The following is an 18,965-nucleotide window of genomic DNA, read 5'->3' on the forward strand; positions in this document are numbered from 1 at the left end:
GCTTCTTTAATGTCCACGATAGCAGACAACATTGCTCAGGTTAGATCGCGTATCCGCGCAGCCGAACAAGCCGCCCACCGCGACGAACACAGCGTGCAGCTGCTGGCGGTGAGCAAGACCAAGCCCGCCCAGGCCCTGCGTGAAGCCTATGCCGCCGGCCTGCGGGACTTTGGCGAGAACTATCTGCAGGAGGCGCTGGGCAAACAGGCCGAACTGACCGACCTGCCCTTGATCTGGCACTTCATCGGCCCCATTCAATCGAACAAGACGCGCGCTATCGCCGAACATTTCGACTGGGTGCATTCCGTGGATCGTTTGAAAATTGCACAACGCCTGTCCGAGCAGCGCCCGGCCGACCTACCGCCGCTGAATATCTGCATCCAGGTCAACGTCAGCGGTGAAGACAGCAAATCCGGCTGCACCGCGGCGGACCTGCCCGCTCTGGCCAGCGCCATCAGCGCGTTGCCACGCCTGAAGCTGCGTGGGTTGATGGCGATTCCCGAACCGACCGAGGAGCGTGCCGCCCAGGATGCCGCCTTCGCAGCGGTTCAACGCTTGCAAGCCGATCTGAAGCTACCGCTGGACACCCTTTCCATGGGCATGAGCCATGACCTCGAGTCGGCCATTGCCCAGGGCGCCACCTGGGTGCGGATCGGTACCGCGCTGTTTGGTGCGCGCGACTATAGCCGTAGCTAGCCGTACGCCATGCTGACTCAACTCTCTAATCAAGGACCTGTCATGAGCAACACACGTATTGCCTTCATCGGCGCCGGCAACATGGCCGCCAGCCTGATCGGCGGCCTGCGGGCCAAGGGTCTGGACGCTTCGCAGATCCGCGCCAGCGATCCGGGGGCCGAGACTCGCGCCCGGGTGAGCACAGAGCACGGCATCGAAACGTTCGCCGACAACGCCCAGGCCATCGAGGGCGCGGACGTCGTCGTGCTGGCGGTCAAGCCACAGGCGATGAAAACTGTTTGCGAGGCCATTCGTCCAAGCCTCAAACCCCATCAGATGGTGGTGTCGATCGCCGCCGGCATTACCTGCGCCAGCATGAACAACTGGCTCGGGTCCCAGCCGATCGTGCGCTGCATGCCCAACACCCCGGCGCTGCTGCGCCAGGGCGCCAGTGGGCTGTTCGCGACCGCACAAGTGACCGCCGAACAGCGCCAGCAGGCCGAAGAGCTGCTCTCGGCCGTAGGCCTGGCACTGTGGCTGGAAACCGAGCAGCAACTGGATGCGGTGACGGCCGTGTCCGGCTCGGGCCCGGCATACTTTTTCCTGCTGATCGAAGCCATGACCGCCGCCGGTGAAAAACTCGGCCTGCCGCGCGAAACCGCCGCCAAACTGACGTTGCAGACCGCCCTGGGCGCCGCCCACATGGCAGTGTCCAGCGATGTCGATGCGGCCGAACTGCGGCGCCGGGTGACTTCGCCAGCCGGCACCACCGAAGCCGCCATCAAATCGTTCCAGGCCGGGGGCTTCGAAGCCCTGGTGGAAAAAGCACTCGGCGCCGCCGCGCACCGCTCGGCCGAAATGGCCGAACAACTGGGCCAATAAGGAGCCATTCATGATCGGATTGAACACTGCAGCGGTCTACGTGCTGCAAACCCTCGGCAGCCTGTACCTGCTGATCGTACTGCTGCGCTTTGTGCTGCAACTGGTGCGCGCCAACTTCTACAACCCACTGTGCCAGTTCATCGTCAAGGCCACCCAGCCATTGCTCAAGCCACTGCGCCGGATCATTCCGAGCGTGTTCGGCCTGGACATGTCGTCGCTGGTACTGGCAATCATCGTGCAACTGGCGCTGATGGCCCTGACCCTGCTGCTGACCTACGGCACCACCGGCAACCCGCTGCAACTGCTGATCTGGTCGATCATTGGCGTGACCGCGCTGTTCCTGAAGATTTTCTTCTTCGCCCTGATCATCAGCGTGATCCTGTCCTGGGTCGCTCCCGGCAGCCACAACCCGGGCGCCGAACTGGTGAACCAGATCTGCGAGCCGGCGCTGGCACCGTTCCGCCGCATCGTGCCGAACCTCGGCGGGCTGGATATCTCGCCGATCCTGGCGTTCCTGGTGCTCAAGCTGATCGACATGCTGGTGATCAACAACCTGGCAGCGATGACCATGATGCCGGAAATCCTGCGGTTGCTGATCTAAAACGCTGCAGCCTTTCCTATGGCGAGGGAGCTTGCTCCCTCACCATGGGTAAAGCGGCGGACAATCAGCTCTGCCCTTTGCTTGCCGCTTGCCACAGCGGTCTTTAGACTTACGCCTCATTTCAACGAGAGCAGGGTCGATGCCAGCTGCCTTTCCCCCCGATTCCGTTGGTCTGGTGACGCCGCAAATGGCGCATTTCAGCGAGCCCCTGGCCCTGGCCTGCGGTCGTTCGTTGCCAGCCTATGACCTGATTTTCGAAACCTACGGCACCCTCAATGCCACGGCGAGCAATGCCGTGCTGATCTGCCATGCCTTGTCGGGGCATCACCACGCCGCCGGCTATCACAGTGTCGACGACCGCAAGCCGGGCTGGTGGGACAGTTGCATCGGCCCGGGCAAGCCCATCGACACCAACAAGTTCTTCGTGGTCAGCCTGAACAACCTCGGCGGCTGCAACGGTTCCACCGGCCCCAGCAGCGTCAACCCGGACACCGGCAAGCCCTTCGGCGCCGACTTTCCGGTGCTGACCGTGGAAGACTGGGTCCACAGTCAGGCACGCCTGGCGGACCGCCTCGGTATCGCCCAGTGGGCCGCAGTGATCGGCGGCAGCCTGGGCGGCATGCAAGCCCTGCAATGGACCATCACTTACCCGGACCGTGTGCGCCACTGCCTGGCAATCGCCTCGGCCCCCAAGCTGTCGGCGCAGAACATCGCCTTCAACGAAGTGGCGCGCCAGGCGATCCTCACCGATCCGGAATTCCACGGCGGCTCGTTCCAGGAACACGGCGTGATTCCCAAGCGCGGGCTGATGCTGGCGCGGATGGTCGGGCATATCACCTACCTGTCCGATGATTCCATGGGCGAGAAATTCGGCCGCGGTCTCAAGAGCGAAAAGCTCAACTACGACTTCCACAGCGTCGAATTCCAGGTGGAAAGCTACCTGCGCTACCAGGGCGAAGAATTCTCCGGACGCTTCGATGCCAACACCTACCTGTTGATGACGAAAGCCCTGGACTACTTCGATCCGGCGGCGAACTTCGACGATGACCTGGCAAAAACCTTTGCAGGCGCCACCGCCAGGTTCTGCGTGATGTCGTTCACCACCGACTGGCGCTTCTCCCCGGCCCGCTCACGGGAGCTGGTGGACGCGCTGATGGCTGCCCGCAAGGACGTCTGCTACCTGGAAATCGACGCGCCCCAGGGTCACGACGCCTTTCTGATCCCGATCCCGCGCTACCTGCAGGCGTTCGGCAACTACATGAACCGTATAACGCTGTGAGGACGCCATGAGAGCCGATCTGGACATCATCCAGGAATGGATCCCCGCCGGCAGCCGCGTGCTCGACCTGGGCTGCGGCAACGGCGAACTGCTGACCTGGCTGCGCGACCACAAGCAAGTCACCGGCTACGGCCTGGAAAACGACCCGGACAACATCGCCGAGTGCGTGGCCAAGGGCATAAACGTGATCGAGCAGGACCTGGACAAGGGCCTGGGCAACTTCGCCAGCAACAGCTTCGACATCGTGGTCATGACCCAGGCGCTGCAAGCGGTGCACTACCCGGACAAGATCCTCGACGAAATGCTGCGGGTCGGGCGCCAGTGCATCATCACCTTCCCCAACTTCGGTCACTGGCGCTGCCGCTGGTACCTGGCGAGCAAGGGGCGCATGCCGGTGTCGGAATTTCTGCCCTACACCTGGTACAACACGCCGAACATCCACTTCTGCACCTTCGAGGATTTTGAGGCGTTGTGCCGCGAACGCCAAGCCAAGGTCATCGATCGCCTGGCGGTGGACCAGCAGCACCGCCACGGGTGGGCCAGCAAGCTATGGCCTAATCTGTTAGGTGAAATAGGCATCTATCGGGTCAGCAGCCCAGGCCTTGCCGATCATCAGGTCGCGGTGTGAACCCCGGCCTTACCAGGAGCACGACATGAAACGTCTAGCGTTGTTTCTCATTACCGCCTGCCTGAGCGCCGGAGCCATGGCCGCGGATGTCATCAAGAGCGATCGCAAGGAAGTGTTCGGCGACATCACCGTGCATTACAACACCTTCAATTCCACCTTCCTGACGCCGGATATTGCCGACGCCGCCGGATTGATCCGCGACAAGACCCAGGGCGTGATCAACGTTTCGGTACTCAAGGATGGTAAACCCTTGAAGGCCGAGGTCAGCGGGACAGTCAAGGACCTTACCAGCAGCAGTGTCACGCTGAACTTCAAGGAGGTGGCCGAACCCAACGCGACCTATTACATCGCCCAATACCCGGTGAAACAGCAGGAAACCCGCACCTTCAACATCCAGGTGAAAACGGGCGATAAGATCAACACCCTCAACTTCAACCAGGAACTGTTCCCCGGCGAATGATGAATTTCACCCAACTCGTACTGGCCAGCCACAACGCCGGCAAACTCAAGGAACTCCAGGCCATGCTCGGCGGGTCGGTGCAACTGCGCTCGATTGGCGAGTTCAGCCAGGTCGAACCTGAAGAAACCGGCCTGTCGTTCGTCGAGAACGCCATCCTCAAGGCCCGCAACGCCGCGCGCATTTCCGGCCTGCCGGCGCTGGCCGACGACTCCGGGCTGGCGGTGGACTTTCTCGGCGGTGCGCCGGGCATCTATTCAGCCCGCTACGCAGATGGCAAAGGCGACGCGGCGAACAACGCCAAGCTGCTCGAGGCCCTCAAGGATGTGCCCGAAGCCGAGCGCGGCGCACAGTTCGTCTGCGTCCTGGCCCTCGTCCGTCATGCCGACGATCCACTGCCGATCCTCTGCGAAGGCTTGTGGCACGGGCGCATTCTCACCGAAGCCAGCGGCGAGCACGGTTTTGGCTACGATCCGCTGTTCTGGGTGCCGGAGCGCAACTGCTCCAGCGCCGAACTGGGCCCGGTGGAAAAAAACCAGCTGAGCCACCGCGCCCGCGCCATGGCTTTGCTGCGCCAACGCCTGGGCCTGCAATGATCGATGAGTCCCCCGCACCTCTGATCCATGGCGGTGCGCAAACGCCTCGGGCACCGCTGCCAGTGCTGCCGCCTTTGGCGTTGTACATCCACATTCCGTGGTGTGTACGCAAATGCCCGTATTGCGATTTCAATTCCCATGCCGCCAGCCCGCAGTTGCCGGAAGAAGAATACGTCGACGCCTTGCTGGCCGATCTCGACCAGGACCTGCAGGCGGTGTATGGCCGGGAACTGAGCTCGATCTTTTTCGGCGGCGGTACTCCAAGCCTGTTCAGCGCCCAGGCCCTGGGCCGGCTGCTCAAAGGTGTCGAGGCGCGAATCCCCTTCGCCCATGACATTGAAATCACCCTGGAAGCCAACCCAGGGACCTTCGAGCAAGAGAAATTTGTCGCTTACCGGGCACTGGGCATCAATCGCCTATCCATTGGCATCCAGAGCTTTCAGGAAGCCAAGCTCAAGGCTTTGGGCCGGATTCATAACGGTGACGAAGCTGTGCGCGCCGCCGGCATGGCCCGTCAGGCCGGGTTCGACAACTTCAACCTGGACCTGATGCATGGCCTGCCCGATCAGTCCCTGGACGACGCCTTGAGCGACTTGCGCCAGGCCATTGCGTTGAAGCCCGCGCATCTGTCCTGGTATCAGTTGACCCTGGAGCCAAACACGGTGTTCTGGAACCAGCCGCCGACCTTGCCGGAGGACGACACGCTGTGGGACATCCAGGAAGCCGGGCAAGCGCTGCTGGCCGAACATGGCTACAGCCAATACGAAGTCTCGGCCTACGCCCAGCCCGGGCGACCGGCGCGGCATAACCTCAATTACTGGAGTTTCGGCGACTTCATCGGCATCGGCGCGGGCGCCCACGGCAAGCTCAGCCATCCGGACGGGCGTATTGTGCGCACCTGGAAAACCCGCCTGCCCAAGGACTACCTCAACCCAGCCAAACGCTTCCTGGCCGGCGAGAAAACCCTGAGCAATGAAGAACTGCCCTTCGAGTTCCTGATGAACGCGCTGCGCCTGACCGAAGGTGTGGACGCGCGGCTCTACCCAGAACGCACCGGCCTGCCTTTGCAGAGTCTGGCTGAAGGCCGACGCGAGGCCGAACAAAGCGGGTTGTTGCGGGTCGAACCGGCACGTCTGGCAGCCACCGAGCGCGGACAGTTGTTTCTCAATGACCTGTTGCAGAAATTTTTGAGCTAATCACACAAGGAAACCCCATGGATCTGGTACTCGACCTGCTCGCCACCGTGTCCCGCTGGAGCCGCAGCAACCTGTCGGAAATCTCCCTGGCATTGGTAGGCTGTCTGCTGGTGCTGTTTGGTGCCGACATCAAGGGCTGGGTCGAACAACGCCTTGGCAATATTGCCGGGGCCTTGCGCGTCCCGCTGATCGCCCTGCTGTGCATGATCGGCAGCGGCGCGGCCTTGATCTACGCCACGCCGTGGGTCGTCCGGGGCTTGAGCCAGTTCAACAACTACAGCCTGGCACCGGTGCTGTTGGTGGTGCTGGTGTTGATTGGGGTGGTCGCTGACCGTCGCTGATTTTCGATGTAGCACAGAACGAAATGTGGGAGCGAGCTTGCTCGCGATGGCGGCCTGACAGTCAACATTGATATTGAATGTTTTGGCCTCATCGCGAGCAAGCTCGCTCCCACAGGGGATCCCATCTCAGCAGGATCTTCTGGTGTTTAAGCCACCTTCTCGAACTTCAAATCCCAAACCCCATGCCCCAAGCGTTCGCCACGGCGTTCGAACTTGGTGATCGGTCGTTCGGCCGGGCGCGGTACGCACTTGCCGTCTTCGGCCAGGTTACGGTAACCCGGGGCGACGTTCATCACTTCCAGCATGTACTCGGCGTAGGGTTCCCAGTCGGTGGCCATGTGCAGCACACCGCCGACCTTCAACTTGCTGCGCACCAACTCAGCGAACGACGCCTGGACGATACGGCGCTTGTGATGGCGGCTCTTGTGCCATGGGTCAGGGAAGAACAGCATCAGCCGGTCGAGGCTGTTGTCGGCCACACAGCGGTTGAGCACTTCGATGGCGTCGCAGTCGTAGACCCGCAGGTTGGTCAGTCCTTGGGTCAGTACGCCGTTGAGTAGCGCGCCCACACCGGGACGATGAACTTCCACACCGATGAAATCCTGTTCCGGCGCCGCGGCGGCCATTTCCAGCAGCGAGTGGCCCATGCCGAAGCCGATTTCCAGCGAGCGCGGCGCCGAGCGGCCGAACACCTGGTCAAAGTCCACCGGCGCATCGGCCAGGGGCAGGACAAACAGCGGCGTGCCCTGTTCCAGGCCGCGTTGCTGGCCTTCGGTCATGCGCCCGGCGCGCATCACGAAACTCTTGATGCGGCGGTGTTGGCGCTCTTCGCCTTCTTCCGGGAGGACAGGCGTGTCGTTCGATTCAGTCATCAATGGCTCTTACTTGATCAGACCATCCAGCGGCGAAGAGGCGCTGGCGTAGAGTTTTTTCGGCATGCGGCCGGCGAGGTATGCCAGGCGACCGGCCACAATGGCGTGCTTCATGGCTTCGGCCATCAGGATCGGTTGCTGGGCATGGGCGATGGCCGAGTTCATCAGCACTGCTTCACAGCCCAGTTCCATGGCGATGGTGGCGTCGGAGGCGGTGCCAACACCGGCATCCACCAACACCGGAATCTTGGCTTCTTCCAGGATGATCTGCAGGTTGTACGGGTTGCAGATCCCCAGACCCGTGCCGATCAGGCCAGCCAGCGGCATCACCGCGATGCAGCCGATTTCCGCCAGTTGACGGGCAATGATGGGGTCATCGCTGGTGTAGACCATCACGTCGAAACCTTCCTTGACCAGGGTTTCGGCGGCCTTGAGGGTTTCGATCACGTTGGGAAACAGGGTTTTCTGGTCCGCCAGCACTTCCAGCTTCACCAGGTTGTGGCCGTCGAGCAGCTCACGGGCCAGGCGGCAGGTGCGCACGGCCTCAATGGCGTCGAAGCAACCGGCGGTGTTGGGCAGGATGGTGTAGCGATCTGGCGGCAGGATATCCAGCAGGTTCGGTTCGCCCGGGTTCTGGCCGATGTTGGTGCGGCGCACGGCAACGGTCACGATTTCAGCGCCCGAGGCTTCGATGGCCAGGCGAGTTTCTTCCATGTCGCGGTATTTGCCGGTGCCAACCAGCAGACGCGACTGGTAGGTACGACCGGCCAGGACGAAGGGCTTGTCGCTACGAACGATGCTCATGGGAAATCCTCTGTTGGGGTGAGGTTCTTGCGAAATACTGGAAAACCGCAGGGACTAGCCGCCGCCGATGGCGTGGACCACTTCGACGCTGTCGCCATCGTTCAACGTGGTGTCGGCGTGCTGGCTGCGCGGGACGATATCCAGATTGAGCTCCACCGCGACGCGGCGTCCGGTCAGCTCCAGACGGGTCAGCAGGGCCGCAACGGTTTCACCGTCGGGCAGATCAAGGGGTTCGCCGTTCAATTGAATGCGCATGCCGGATGCCGCCATCATTTTTAGGGGCTGGCATTCTAGCCCGATCAGTCTGGACGACCCAAGCCATTCGTCATGAATTGGACCGTGCGGTCAGCCCAACCGCCAGGCGGCAAGCCCCAGGCACAACCAGCCGATCAGGAACGCCACCCCACCGAACGGCGTGATAATGCCCAGTTTGCTGATGCCCGTGAGCGTCAGCAGATACAGACTCCCGGAGAACAGCAGGATCCCGATGACAAACGAAATCCCGGCCCAGGTGACGATACGTCCGGGGATGTGCGTGGCCAGCAGCGCGACGCCCAGCAACGCCAGGGTGTGTACCAACTGATAGGTGACGCCGGTATGGAAGATCGCCAGGTAATCGGCGCTCAGGCGATTTTTCAGGCCGTGGGCGGCAAACGCTCCCAGTGCCACGCCGGTGAAGCCGAAAAAAGCAGCCAGCATCAGAAAACTACGCAGCATGAGAACTCCAGTCAGACTCGGTGGACAGGGTCTGTATAATGGCCCGCTCGACGGGTTCGGCCAAGCCATCTCTATGTTGCGTTCATTGTTTCGACGATTCGTTAAAGCCCTGCTCTGGTTCGCCGTCGGCAGCGTTGTGCTAGTGCTGTTGTTTCGCGTGGTGCCGCCGCCGTTCACCGCGCTGATGATCGAGCGCAAGGTTGAGTCCTGGTTCGGTGGCGAGCCGATCGACCTGCAGCGTACCTGGCAACCCTGGGATCAGATTTCCGACAACCTCAAAATCGCGGTAATCGCAGGTGAGGACCAGAAATTTCCAGAGCACTGGGGCTTCGACTTCGGTGCGATCCAGGCCGCGCTTACCCATAACGGACGTGGCGGCTCGATTCGCGGCGCCAGCACCCTCAGCCAGCAAGTGTCCAAGAACTTGTTCCTGTGGCCGGGCCGCAGCTGGCTGCGCAAGGGCCTGGAAGCTTGGTTTACCGCGCTGATCGAAATACTCTGGCCCAAGCAGCGGATCCTCGAGGTGTACCTCAACAGCGTCGAGTGGGATGACGGTGTGTTCGGTGCCGAAGCCGCAGCGCGGCATCACTTTGGGGTAAGCGCCGCTGCATTGTCCCGGCAACAGGCCAGCCTGCTGGCGGCGGTCCTGCCCAACCCCCGGGTATGGAGCGCCGCACGCCCAAGCCCTTATGTACTGCGGCGCGCGAACTGGATCCGCCGGCAGATGAGCCAGTTGGGGGGTGACAGCTACCTGCTGGGGCTCAATGATTCGCGGCGGGCGCCTTGGGCCCAGTAGACCAGACACCGACATTCAACTGTGGGAGCGAGCTTGCTCGCGATGGCGGAGGGTCAGGCAGCATCGATGTTGAATGATAAGCCGCCATCGCGAGCAAGCTCGCTCCCACAGGGGGTCTGCGGCGAATCCAATAGTGAGCACACACAAAAACGCCCCGATCATCACTGATCGGGGCGTTTTTTATGGCTGTTGCGCAGGTCAAGCCGCAATCGACACCTTGAGCTTGTTCATCGCGCTCTTCTCAAGCTGGCGAATCCGCTCGGCCGACACGTTGTACTTCTGCGCCAGGTCGTGCAGCGTGGCTTTTTCCTCGGCCAGCCAGCGCTGGTAAAGGATGTCACGGCTGCGCTCGTCCAGCACTTCCAGGGCTTCGTGCAGGTTGGTGTTGGAGTTGTCGCTCCAGTCGGCGTCTTCCAGTTGACGCGCCGGGTCATACCGGTGGTCTTCCAGGTAGTTGGCCGGCGACTGGAAAGCGCTGTCGTCGTCCGCTTCGGCGGCCGGGTCAAAGGCCATGTCATGGCCGGTCAGGCGACTTTCCATCTCGCGCACTTCCCGCGGCTCGACGCCCAGGCTCTCGGCCACACGATGGACTTCTTCATTGTTCAGCCAGGCCAGACGTTTCTTCTGGCTGCGCAGGTTGAAGAACAGCTTGCGCTGGGCCTTGGTGGTCGCGACTTTCACGATGCGCCAGTTGCGCAGGATGAACTCGTGGATTTCCGCCTTGATCCAGTGCACTGCAAACGACACCAGGCGCACACCCATTTCCGGGTTGAAACGCTTGACCGCCTTCATCAGGCCGACGTTGCCTTCCTGGATCAGGTCGGCCTGGGCCAGCCCGTAGCCGGAATAGCTGCGGGCGATATGTACAACAAAACGCAGGTGGGCGAGCACCATCTGCCGAGCCGCCTCAAGATCCTGCTCATAATAGAGACTCTCGGCCAGTTCACGCTCCTGCTCGGGCGTCAGCAAAGGGATGCTGTTCACCGTGTGCACATAAGCCTCCAGGTTCGCACCCGGGACCAGAGCATAAGCAGGTTGCAAAGAAGTGGTCATACGAAAAAACCTCCGACTCACATAACTCGTGCAGTTCAGCACTGCGAAAATTGACCGGGAACCGTAGGACAAGTTCCCACAAAAACCGAAAGGTCAATACGCGCAAAAAACACTATTTTGGAGCAAGCTCACGCAAGTGGCGTGCTACCGCAATCCATGCACCGATATAACCCAACAGCACCGCGCCAAGCAAGAGCGACAGACCGTCGGCGGCTGGCACTCCGGCCAGGGAAAAATCACTGCCGTACAAACCGGCCAGCCCCACTACCGCGTCATTCAGCCAGTCCAGGCCAAACGCCAATACGCCCCAGGACAGAATCCCCGCACCGAAGCCATACAGCGCTCCCATATAAAGGAAGGGCCTGCGTACATAACTGTCCGTACCGCCGACGAGTTTAATCACTTCTATCTCGGTGCGGCGGTTTTCAATATGAAGACGAATGGTATTGCCTATCACCAAAAGTAATGCAGAAACCAGAAGCACCGTCAGACCGAAGACAAATCGGTCGCCGAGCTTGAGGATCGCCGCAAGACGCTCGACCCAGACTAGATCAAGTTGCGCCTGTTGTACCTTCGGCAACTCGGAAAGTCTTTGTCTTAATGCTTCAAGGGTCGGCTTGTCGACTTCGTCGGGTGTCACCAGTACCACACCTGGCAGCGGGTTTTCCGGCAGTTCCTTGAGGGCATCGCCCAGGCCGGACTGCTGCTGGAATTCTTCCAGCGCCTGCTCGCGACCAATGTATTCGGCGTCGGCCACGCCCGGCATGGCCTTGATCTGCTCGCGCAACGCCTGGCCTTCGGCAGGGCTCGCTTCCAGCTGCAAATACAGGGAAATCTGCGCGGCACGCTGCCAGGAGCCACCCAGGCGCTCCACATTACTTAGCAATAATGACAGGCCCATGGGCAAACTCAGGGCCACCGCCATCACCATGCAGGTAAAAAAGCTGCCGATCGGCTGCTTGCCCAGACGCTTGAGGCTGTCCAGCAGGCTGGCGCGATGGCTTTCGACCCAGGCGTGAAACAGTGTCGCGAAATCCGGGCCGTCGTCATCGTCGCGCTTCTTCTTTGGCGGCTGCGGATCGGAGGCTTTCGGAGCCACGCGCTCGGCCACCTTGGGGCTGCGGGTCGCACTCATACGCCAGCCTCCCCGTCACCGATCAGTCGACCGCGTTGCAAGGTGAGCATGCGGTGACGCATGCGCGCGATCAGGGCCAAGTCGTGACTGGCAATCAGCACGCTGGTGCCCAAGCGATTGATGTCTTCGAATACGCCCATGATTTCCGCCGCCAGACGCGGGTCCAGGTTACCGGTGGGTTCGTCCGCCAACAGCAAGGCCGGGCGATGAACGATGGCGCGGGCGATGCCCACGCGCTGTTGCTGGCCGGTGGACAGGTCGCCGGGGTACAGATCGGTCTTGTCCGACAGCGCCACACGCTCCAGGGCCGAATCCACGCGCTTGTTGATCTCGGCCTTGGACAGGCCAAGGATCTGCAAGGGCAACGCCACGTTGTTGAACACCGTGCGATCGAACAGCAACTGGTGATTCTGGAACACCACGCCGATCTGCCGACGCAAGTAAGGAATCTGGGCATTGCTGATGGTGCTCAGGTCCTGGCCGGCCAACAGCAATTTGCCGGTGGTGGGCCGTTCCATCGCCAGCAGCAGGCGCAGCAAGGTACTTTTACCGGCGCCAGAATGGCCGGTGACAAACAGAAACTCGCCACGACGGACCCGAAAGCTCAGCTCATGCAAGCCGACGTGACCGTTCGGATAGCGTTTACCGACCTGTTCGAAACGAATCATGAGTGCTCCCGCTCGGCAAACAGTGCCTGGACAAAGGGCTCGGCTTCAAAGGTGCGCAGATCGTCGATGCCTTCACCCACGCCGATGTAGCGAATCGGCAGGCCGAACTGCTTGGCCAGGGCGAAAATCACCCCGCCCTTGGCGGTCCCGTCGAGCTTGGTCAGGGCCAGTCCGGTCAGTTGGACGGTCTGGTTGAACTGCTTGGCCTGGTTGATGGCGTTCTGGCCAGTGCCGGCGTCCAGCACCAACAGCACCTCATGGGGTGCGTCGGCATCGAGCTTGCCGATCACCCGGCGAACCTTCTTCAGCTCTTCCATCAGGTTGTCTTTGGTGTGCAGGCGACCGGCCGTGTCGGCAATCAGCACATCGATGCCACGGGCCTTGGCGGCCTGCACGGCGTCGAAAATCACTGAAGCGGAGTCGGCGCCGGTGTGCTGGGCGATTACCGGAATCTTGTTGCGCTCGCCCCACACTTGCAGCTGTTCGACCGCAGCGGCGCGAAAGGTGTCGCCGGCGGCGAGCATGACTTTCTTGCCCTCCAACTGCAGCTTCTTCGCCAGTTTGCCAATGGTCGTGGTCTTGCCGGCGCCGTTGACGCCCACGACCAGGATCACGAACGGCTTGTTCTGTGAGGCAATCACCAGCGGCTGTTCCACCGGTTTGAGCATGTTGGTCAACTCGCCCTGCAAAGACTTGTACAAAGCGTCGGCGTCGGTGAGCTGCTTGCGCGCCACCTTTTGAGTCAGGCTCTGGATGATCACCGACGTCGCCTCGACGCCGACATCGGCGGTCAGCAAGCGCGTTTCGATGTCTTCCAGCAATTCGTCGTCGATGACTTTCTTGCCCAGAAACAGGCTGGCCATGCCTTCGCCGATGCTGGCGCTGGTCTTGGACAGGCCTTGCTTGAGGCGGGCGAAGAAGCCGACCTTGTTCTCTTCGGCGGCAGGCGCGGGCTCTGCGAGAGCTGGCAATTCAACTGCAACAGGCTCCGGTTCAGGGGCGGCTGGGGCAGCGACAGGCATGATGGCAGGCGCTGGCACTTCGACGATCGGCTCCACGGCCGGGGCCGCGACAGATGGGGTCAGTGCCGGAATCGGCGGGGCGGTATGCGACGCCTGCGCGTCCTCCACCAACGCTACCGGCTCTTCCGCCACGGGCAAGGTCAGCCAGGGGGTTTGCCCTTCGGGTGGGGCCAGCGGTTGCTCGGCCACCGGTTCAGCGCTCGACTCCGGCTCGGGCTCGGCCGGTTGCAATACCGGCTCGGCAATCGGCAGGACAATCGGGGCTGCTTGTTCGGCGACCGCCTCGGCATCGGGCTCAGGCAGCGGTTGCGGCTGTTCGACGACAGTTTCCTGCGGCTTCTTGCGCAGCCATCCGAACAGGCCTTTTTTCTCGCCAGCCGCAGCTGGGGTCTTCTTGTCGTCGTTGGAACCAAACATGGAGGACGGCTATCTCACGGTAGCGACGCGCCATCAGGGCGCCTCGGTGATAAATATTCGATGCTGAACAGACTGCGTTTCACCCAGCTTGTTCACGCGCAACATTTTGTCGAGTTGTCCCCAGGACACCTCAAGGTCGATTTTTTCGAAGGACTGGCAGGGCATCATCGGCGAAAACGCTGGGATCAACGAACAAACCCAGGGCTTCTTCCGAGAACCCAAACAACCCCGGACCGAGAAAAGGCCCGATAGGCGTGGCCGCCAGTAAAACGGATCAGTATCCTAGCACCCTCTCGCCCGCCGACGCTAAGACCTAGCGGGCAGCCCAACAGGTTTAAACACGAATGAATGCTCTTGCCCGCCGTGCTGCAGGCCTGCTGCTCAGCACAGTTTGTCTGCCTTTTTCAGCCTTGGCTGCCGATCCACAACCCACCCATGAATTTACCCTCGACAACGGCCTGAAGGTCGTGGTGCGCGAAGATCATCGCGCACCAGTGGTGGTGTCCCAGGTCTGGTACAAGGTTGGCTCCAGTTATGAAACCCCGGGCCAGACCGGTTTGTCCCACGCGCTGGAACACATGATGTTCAAGGGCAGCTCGAAAGTCGGCCCCGGCGAAGCTTCGCTGATCCTGCGCGACCTTGGCGCCGAAGAAAACGCTTTCACCAGCGATGACTTCACCGCTTACTACCAGGTGCTGGCCCGCGATCGCCTGGGCGTTGCCTTCGAACTGGAAGCCGACCGCATGGCCAGCCTGCGCCTGCCGCCGGAGGAGTTCAGCCGCGAGATCGAGGTGATCAAGGAAGAGCGCCGCATGCGCACCGACGACAAGCCGATGTCCAAGGCCTATGAGCGCTTCAAGGCCATGGCTTACCCGGCCAGCGGCTACCACACGCCGACCATCGGCTGGATGGCCGACCTGGAGCGGATGAAAGTCGAGGAACTGCGCCACTGGTACGAATCCTGGTACGCGCCGAACAACGCGACCCTGGTGGTGGTCGGCGACGTCACGCCCGACGAGGTCAAGACGCTGGCCCAGCGTTACTTTGGTCCGGTTGCCCGGCGCGACGTGCCGCCGGCGAAGATTCCCCTGGAACTGGCCGAACCTGGCGAGCGGCAGATTACCCTGCATGTGCAGACCCAACTGCCAAGCCTGATGCTGGCCTTCAACGTACCGAGCATCGCCACCGCGACCGACAAACGCTCGGTCAATGCCCTGCGGCTGATCTCGGCCTTGCTGGATGGCGGCTACAGCGGGCGGATCCCGACCCAGCTGGAACGCGGCGAAGAGCTGGTGTCCGGCGGTTCGTCGAGCTACGACGCCTTTACCCGTGGCGACACGCTGTTCACCTTGTCGGCCACGCCCAACACCCAGAAAAACAAGACCATGGCCCAGGCCGAGGCCGGTCTGTGGCGCCTGCTCGAACAGTTGAAAACCACTGCCCCGACCGCCGAGGAGCTGGAGCGCGTCCGCGCCCAGGTCATCGCTGGCCTGGTGTACGAGCGCGATTCGATCACCAGCCAGGCCACCGCCATCGGCCAACTGGAAACGGTCGGTTTGTCCTGGAAACTGATGGACACCGAACTCGCTGAACTGCAAAGCGTGACCCCGCAAGATATCCAGAAGGCAGCCCAGCTGTATTTCACCCGCTCGCGCCTGAGCGTCGCGCACGTCCTGCCCGAGGAGAAAGCTCATGAGTGAGCGCAAATCATCGCGTCTGGTGCTGATCGGTGTGGTGTTGATCGCCCTGATCGGCGCCTTGGCCTTTTACCTGTCGCCATCCAATGACACCAACGCCAGCCAGGCGCTGGACAAAGCCAAGGCCAGCAACAAGCTGCAATCTTTGGCCGAACTGGACGGCAAGGCACCCAGCCGTCGCCAGCTCGACGTACAAACCTGGACAACCGCTGACGGCGCCAAAGTGTTGTTCGTCGAAGCCCGGGAATTGCCAATGTTCGACCTGCGCCTGACATTCGCCGCCGGCAGCAGCCAGGACGGCGATACACCCGGCCTGGCGCTGTTGACCAACGCCATGCTCAATGAGGGCGTAGCGGGCAAGGATGTCAGCGCCATTGCCCAGGGGTTCGAAAGCCTCGGCGCCGACTTCGGCAACGGTGCCTTGCGGGACATGGCCCTGGCGTCACTGCGCAGTCTCAGCGTGGTGGACAAGCGCGAGCCGGCGCTGAAGCTGTTCGCTGACGTCGTTGGCAAACCGACCTTCCCCGCCGACTCCTTTGCGCGCATCAAGAATCAGTTGCTGGCCGGTTTCGAGTACCAGAAGCAGAACCCCGGCAAACTGGCGGGGCTGGAACTGATGAAGCGTCTGTACGGTGATCATCCGTATGCCCATTCCAGTGACGGCACCGCGCAAAGCATTCCTGCGATCACGCTGGCCCAGGTCCAGGCTTTCCACGCCAGGGCCTACGCCGCCGGCAACGCGGTGATTGCGCTGGTGGGGGACCTGTCCCGCGCCGAAGCCGAAGCGATTGCCAATCAGGTGTCCGCCGCACTGCCGAAGGGCCCGGCGCTGGCAAAGACCGTGCAACCGGTTGAACCGAAGGCGAGCATCGGTCACATCGAGTTCCCGTCCAAGCAGACCAACCTGATGCTCGCGCAACTGGGCATCGATCGGGACGACCCGGACTATGCGGCCGTGTCCCTGGGCAACCAGATCCTCGGCGGTGGTGGTTTCGGCACGCGACTGATGACCGAAGTCCGGGAAAAGCGTGGCTTGACCTACGGCGTGTATTCCGGCTTCTCGCCGATGCAGGCCCGTGGCCCGTTCATGATCAACCTGCAGACCCGCGCCGAAATGAGCGAAGGCACGCTGAAACTGGTGCAGGAGGTTTTCGCCGATTACCTGAAGAACGGCCCGACCCAAAAAGAGCTCGATGACGCCAAGCGCGAGCTGGCCGGCAGTTTCCCGCTGTCCACCGCCAGCAACGAAGACATCGTCGGCCAGCTCGGGGCCATGGGTTTCTATGACTTGCCGCTCAGCTACCTGGAAGACTTCATGCGTCAGTCCCAGGAACTGACCGTCGAACAGGTCAAGGCCGCGCTGAACAAACACCTGAGCACGGATAAAATGGTCATCGTCACCGCCGGCCCGACCGTGCCGCAAAAGCCGCTGCCGGCACCCACTGAAAAACCTGCCGAGCAACCGCTCGGGGTTCCGGAGCACTAATGGCCCGCCCATCCAATTCCAGCAAGAAACCCGTGCATAACGGTGTGAATCAGTTGCGCATCATCGGCGGCCAATGGCGCAGCCGGCGCTTGAGCTTCCCCGACGCGCCGGGCCTGCGCCCAACCCCGGACCGGGTACGCGAAACCCTGTTCAATTGGCTCGCGCCCTACGTGGCCGGTGCTCGGGTACTCGACCCGTTTGCCGGCAGCGGTGCATTGTTTCTTGAGGCGTTGTCTCGTGGCGCCGCCATGGGGCAGGCGCTGGACGCCAGCAGCCTGGCGGTCTCCAGCCTGAAAGAGCACCTGGGCACACTGCGCTGCACCGTCGGTCAGGTGCAGACCGCCGACGCGCTGCGCTATCTGGACAGCCAGCCAGCGACGCCTTTCGACCTGGTGTTCCTCGACCCGCCTTTCAATCAGAACCTGCTGCCAGCCGTTTGCACCTTGCTCGAAGAACGTCATTGGCTGGCCGACGATGCCTGGGTCTACACTGAAAGCGAAGCCGCCCCGTCCACATTGGGGTTGCCGGACAACTGGCGCCTGCATCGTGAACAGAAATCCGGACGGGTGTATTACGCGTTGTGGCAACGTGTGGCCGAGGCCGTTGGCTGAACGGCTGGCCAGTGCATCGAGAAATGATCGTGTCTGCTGCATCTGAACACTTCGTCCCGGCCCTGGGCCTTGGCAACCCGCACTTGCAAACCTTGTGGGGACCGCTGTGGCGCAAGACCATCCACATCACTCGGGAACGTGAGCGCCTGTGGCTGGAAGACGGCGACTTTCTCGATCTCGACTGGCATGGCCCACATCGAGTCGACGCGCCACTGGTGCTGGTGCTTCACGGGCTGACCGGTTCTTCCAACTCGCCCTACGTGGCCGGCCTGCAACAGGCTCTTGGCAATCAGGGCTGGGCCAGCGTGGCGTTGAACTGGCGCGGTTGCTCGGGAGAACCGAACCTGTTGCCCCGCAGCTATCACTCGGGGGCCAGCGAAGACCTGGCCGCCGCCATCGCCCATCTGCGGTCCCGCCGCCCCTTGGCACCGCTGTTTGCGGTGGGCTATTCACTGGGCGGCAACGTGCTGCTCAAGCACCTGGGGGAAACAGGCGGCGACAGTCAGTTGCAAGGAGCGGTCGCGGTGTCGGTACCGTTTCGCCTCGACCAGTGTGCCGATCGCATCGGACAGGGATTTTCCAGGTTTTATCAGGCCCATTTCATGCGCGAGATGGTGGCCTACGTGCGCAACAAGCAACGCCAGTTCCAGCACGACGGACGCCACGAGGGTCTGGCGACCCTCACAGCACTGGGCCCCCTGGAAAACATGCGCACCTTCTGGGACTTCGATGGACGGGTGACGGCGCCGCTGCACGGCTTCTCTGACGCGGCGGACTATTACCGCCGCGCCTCCAGTCGCTACTTTCTGGGCGAGATCAGTACGCCGACCCTGGTCATCCAGGCCTGCGACGATCCTTTCGTATTCCCCCACAGCGTGCCCGAACCTGGCGAGCTGTCCGCCTCTACCCAGCTTGAACTGCATGCACAAGGCGGGCATGTGGGCTTTGTCGACGGGAGCTTGCGCCGCCCAGGGTATTATCTGGAGCGGCGAATCCCCGGTTGGCTGGCGGGCCTGTCCTGTAGGAGCTGAG

The 18,965-nt window shown here is 62.0% G+C and carries 22 protein-coding genes; 14 read left to right on the top strand and 8 right to left on the bottom strand.

What is annotated here, in order from left to right:
- The first annotated feature begins 9 nt into the window (after window positions 1–9).
- The 9 genes from T3A99_RS11165 to T3A99_RS11205 all read left to right on the top strand — a co-directional run bounded on the left by T3A99_RS11165 (window position 10) and on the right by T3A99_RS11205 (window position 6,655).
- Window positions 10–696, top strand: coding sequence for a YggS family pyridoxal phosphate-dependent enzyme (locus T3A99_RS11165; RefSeq protein ID WP_047226008.1), 687 nt, complete (start codon window positions 10–12; stop codon window positions 694–696).
- 42 nt (window positions 697–738) lie between these two features.
- Complete coding sequence (gene proC / locus T3A99_RS11170; protein WP_322834309.1) at window positions 739–1,557, top strand: pyrroline-5-carboxylate reductase; 819 nt, start codon at window positions 739–741, stop codon at window positions 1,555–1,557.
- Window positions 1,558–1,567: 10 nt separating this feature from the next.
- Entirely contained in the window at window positions 1,568–2,158 is a 591-nt protein-coding gene (locus T3A99_RS11175) for a YggT family protein (protein ID WP_047226010.1), read from the top strand.
- Window positions 2,159–2,297: 139 nt separating this feature from the next.
- Complete coding sequence (gene metX, locus T3A99_RS11180; RefSeq protein ID WP_047226011.1) at window positions 2,298–3,437, top strand: homoserine O-succinyltransferase MetX; 1,140 nt, start codon at window positions 2,298–2,300, stop codon at window positions 3,435–3,437.
- Window positions 3,438–3,444: 7 nt separating this feature from the next.
- Window positions 3,445–4,065, top strand: a complete 621-nt coding sequence (gene metW / locus T3A99_RS11185) for a methionine biosynthesis protein MetW (protein ID WP_047226012.1) — start codon at window positions 3,445–3,447, stop codon at window positions 4,063–4,065.
- A gap of 25 nt (window positions 4,066–4,090) precedes the next feature.
- On the top strand, window positions 4,091–4,525 hold the full coding sequence (locus tag T3A99_RS11190) for a DUF4426 domain-containing protein (RefSeq protein WP_047226013.1): 435 nt from the start codon (window positions 4,091–4,093) through the stop codon (window positions 4,523–4,525).
- Window positions 4,522–5,118: an RdgB/HAM1 family non-canonical purine NTP pyrophosphatase gene (rdgB, locus tag T3A99_RS11195; RefSeq protein ID WP_047226014.1), complete on the top strand. Its 597-nt coding sequence runs from the start codon at window positions 4,522–4,524 to the stop codon at window positions 5,116–5,118. The genes T3A99_RS11190 and rdgB overlap by 4 nt, the downstream gene beginning before the upstream one ends.
- The gene (gene hemW, locus T3A99_RS11200) at window positions 5,115–6,314 is read left to right on the top strand and encodes a radical SAM family heme chaperone HemW (RefSeq protein ID WP_322834310.1); all 1,200 of its coding nucleotides are present in this window, start codon (window positions 5,115–5,117) and stop codon (window positions 6,312–6,314) included. Before rdgB ends, hemW begins: the two co-directional genes overlap by 4 nt.
- Window positions 6,315–6,331: 17 nt before the next feature.
- Window positions 6,332–6,655, top strand: a complete 324-nt coding sequence (locus T3A99_RS11205) for a DUF3392 domain-containing protein (RefSeq protein WP_047226016.1) — start codon at window positions 6,332–6,334, stop codon at window positions 6,653–6,655.
- 146 nt (window positions 6,656–6,801) lie between these two features.
- Here T3A99_RS11205 and trmB read toward each other — a convergent pair whose 3' ends face one another.
- The 4 genes from trmB to T3A99_RS11225 form a co-directional block, all read right to left on the bottom strand.
- Window positions 6,802–7,527 (bottom strand): tRNA (guanosine(46)-N7)-methyltransferase TrmB, encoded by a 726-nt coding sequence (gene trmB, locus T3A99_RS11210; RefSeq protein WP_047226017.1) that lies wholly within the window; start codon window positions 7,525–7,527, stop codon window positions 6,802–6,804.
- A 9-nt stretch (window positions 7,528–7,536) separates the two neighbouring features.
- Entirely contained in the window at window positions 7,537–8,331 is a 795-nt protein-coding gene (locus T3A99_RS11215) for a thiazole synthase (RefSeq protein ID WP_003177480.1), read from the bottom strand.
- A gap of 54 nt (window positions 8,332–8,385) precedes the next feature.
- Window positions 8,386–8,586 (bottom strand): sulfur carrier protein ThiS, encoded by a 201-nt coding sequence (gene thiS, locus T3A99_RS11220; protein WP_160893822.1) that lies wholly within the window; start codon window positions 8,584–8,586, stop codon window positions 8,386–8,388.
- 90 nt (window positions 8,587–8,676) lie between these two features.
- On the bottom strand, window positions 8,677–9,048 hold the full coding sequence (locus T3A99_RS11225; RefSeq protein ID WP_047226019.1) for a DUF423 domain-containing protein: 372 nt from the start codon (window positions 9,046–9,048) through the stop codon (window positions 8,677–8,679).
- Between the two features lie 73 nt (window positions 9,049–9,121).
- On the opposite strand from T3A99_RS11225, the gene mtgA reads away from it, so the two are divergent.
- Window positions 9,122–9,844: a monofunctional biosynthetic peptidoglycan transglycosylase gene (gene mtgA, locus T3A99_RS11230; RefSeq protein ID WP_281459626.1), complete on the top strand. Its 723-nt coding sequence runs from the start codon at window positions 9,122–9,124 to the stop codon at window positions 9,842–9,844.
- A gap of 198 nt (window positions 9,845–10,042) precedes the next feature.
- Here mtgA and rpoH read toward each other — a convergent pair whose 3' ends face one another.
- The 4 genes from rpoH to ftsY form a co-directional block, all read right to left on the bottom strand.
- The gene (rpoH, locus tag T3A99_RS11235) at window positions 10,043–10,897 is read right to left on the bottom strand and encodes an RNA polymerase sigma factor RpoH (RefSeq protein WP_003177476.1); all 855 of its coding nucleotides are present in this window, start codon (window positions 10,895–10,897) and stop codon (window positions 10,043–10,045) included.
- A 112-nt stretch (window positions 10,898–11,009) separates the two neighbouring features.
- Entirely contained in the window at window positions 11,010–12,032 is a 1,023-nt protein-coding gene (gene ftsX / locus T3A99_RS11240) for a permease-like cell division protein FtsX (protein ID WP_047226021.1), read from the bottom strand.
- The gene (gene ftsE / locus T3A99_RS11245; protein ID WP_024778908.1) at window positions 12,029–12,700 is read right to left on the bottom strand and encodes a cell division ATP-binding protein FtsE; all 672 of its coding nucleotides are present in this window, start codon (window positions 12,698–12,700) and stop codon (window positions 12,029–12,031) included. The genes ftsX and ftsE overlap by 4 nt, the downstream gene beginning before the upstream one ends.
- The gene (ftsY, locus tag T3A99_RS11250; protein WP_076383032.1) at window positions 12,697–14,139 is read right to left on the bottom strand and encodes a signal recognition particle-docking protein FtsY; all 1,443 of its coding nucleotides are present in this window, start codon (window positions 14,137–14,139) and stop codon (window positions 12,697–12,699) included. The genes ftsE and ftsY overlap by 4 nt, the downstream gene beginning before the upstream one ends.
- 344 nt (window positions 14,140–14,483) lie before the next feature.
- On the opposite strand from ftsY, the gene T3A99_RS11255 reads away from it, so the two are divergent.
- Genes T3A99_RS11255 through T3A99_RS11270 form a run of 4 tightly spaced genes read left to right on the top strand, consistent with a single transcriptional unit; the run spans window position 14,484 to window position 18,964 of the window.
- Window positions 14,484–15,839 (top strand): M16 family metallopeptidase, encoded by a 1,356-nt coding sequence (locus T3A99_RS11255; RefSeq protein ID WP_274090485.1) that lies wholly within the window; start codon window positions 14,484–14,486, stop codon window positions 15,837–15,839.
- On the top strand, window positions 15,832–17,322 hold the full coding sequence (locus T3A99_RS11260) for a M16 family metallopeptidase (RefSeq protein WP_076383035.1): 1,491 nt from the start codon (window positions 15,832–15,834) through the stop codon (window positions 17,320–17,322). The genes T3A99_RS11255 and T3A99_RS11260 overlap by 8 nt, the downstream gene beginning before the upstream one ends.
- A complete protein-coding gene (gene rsmD, locus T3A99_RS11265; RefSeq protein ID WP_107321394.1) occupies window positions 17,322–17,933 on the top strand; it encodes a 16S rRNA (guanine(966)-N(2))-methyltransferase RsmD in 612 nt (203 codons plus the stop codon). Before T3A99_RS11260 ends, rsmD begins: the two co-directional genes overlap by 1 nt.
- 29 nt (window positions 17,934–17,962) lie before the next feature.
- Window positions 17,963–18,964, top strand: coding sequence for a hydrolase (locus T3A99_RS11270; RefSeq protein ID WP_281459629.1), 1,002 nt, complete (start codon window positions 17,963–17,965; stop codon window positions 18,962–18,964).
- Window position 18,965: the final 1 nt, after the last annotated feature.

This window comes from Pseudomonas sp. N-137 (genome assembly GCF_034555295.1).
Taxonomy (GTDB): Bacteria; Pseudomonadota; Gammaproteobacteria; order Pseudomonadales; family Pseudomonadaceae; genus Aquipseudomonas; species Aquipseudomonas rhizophila.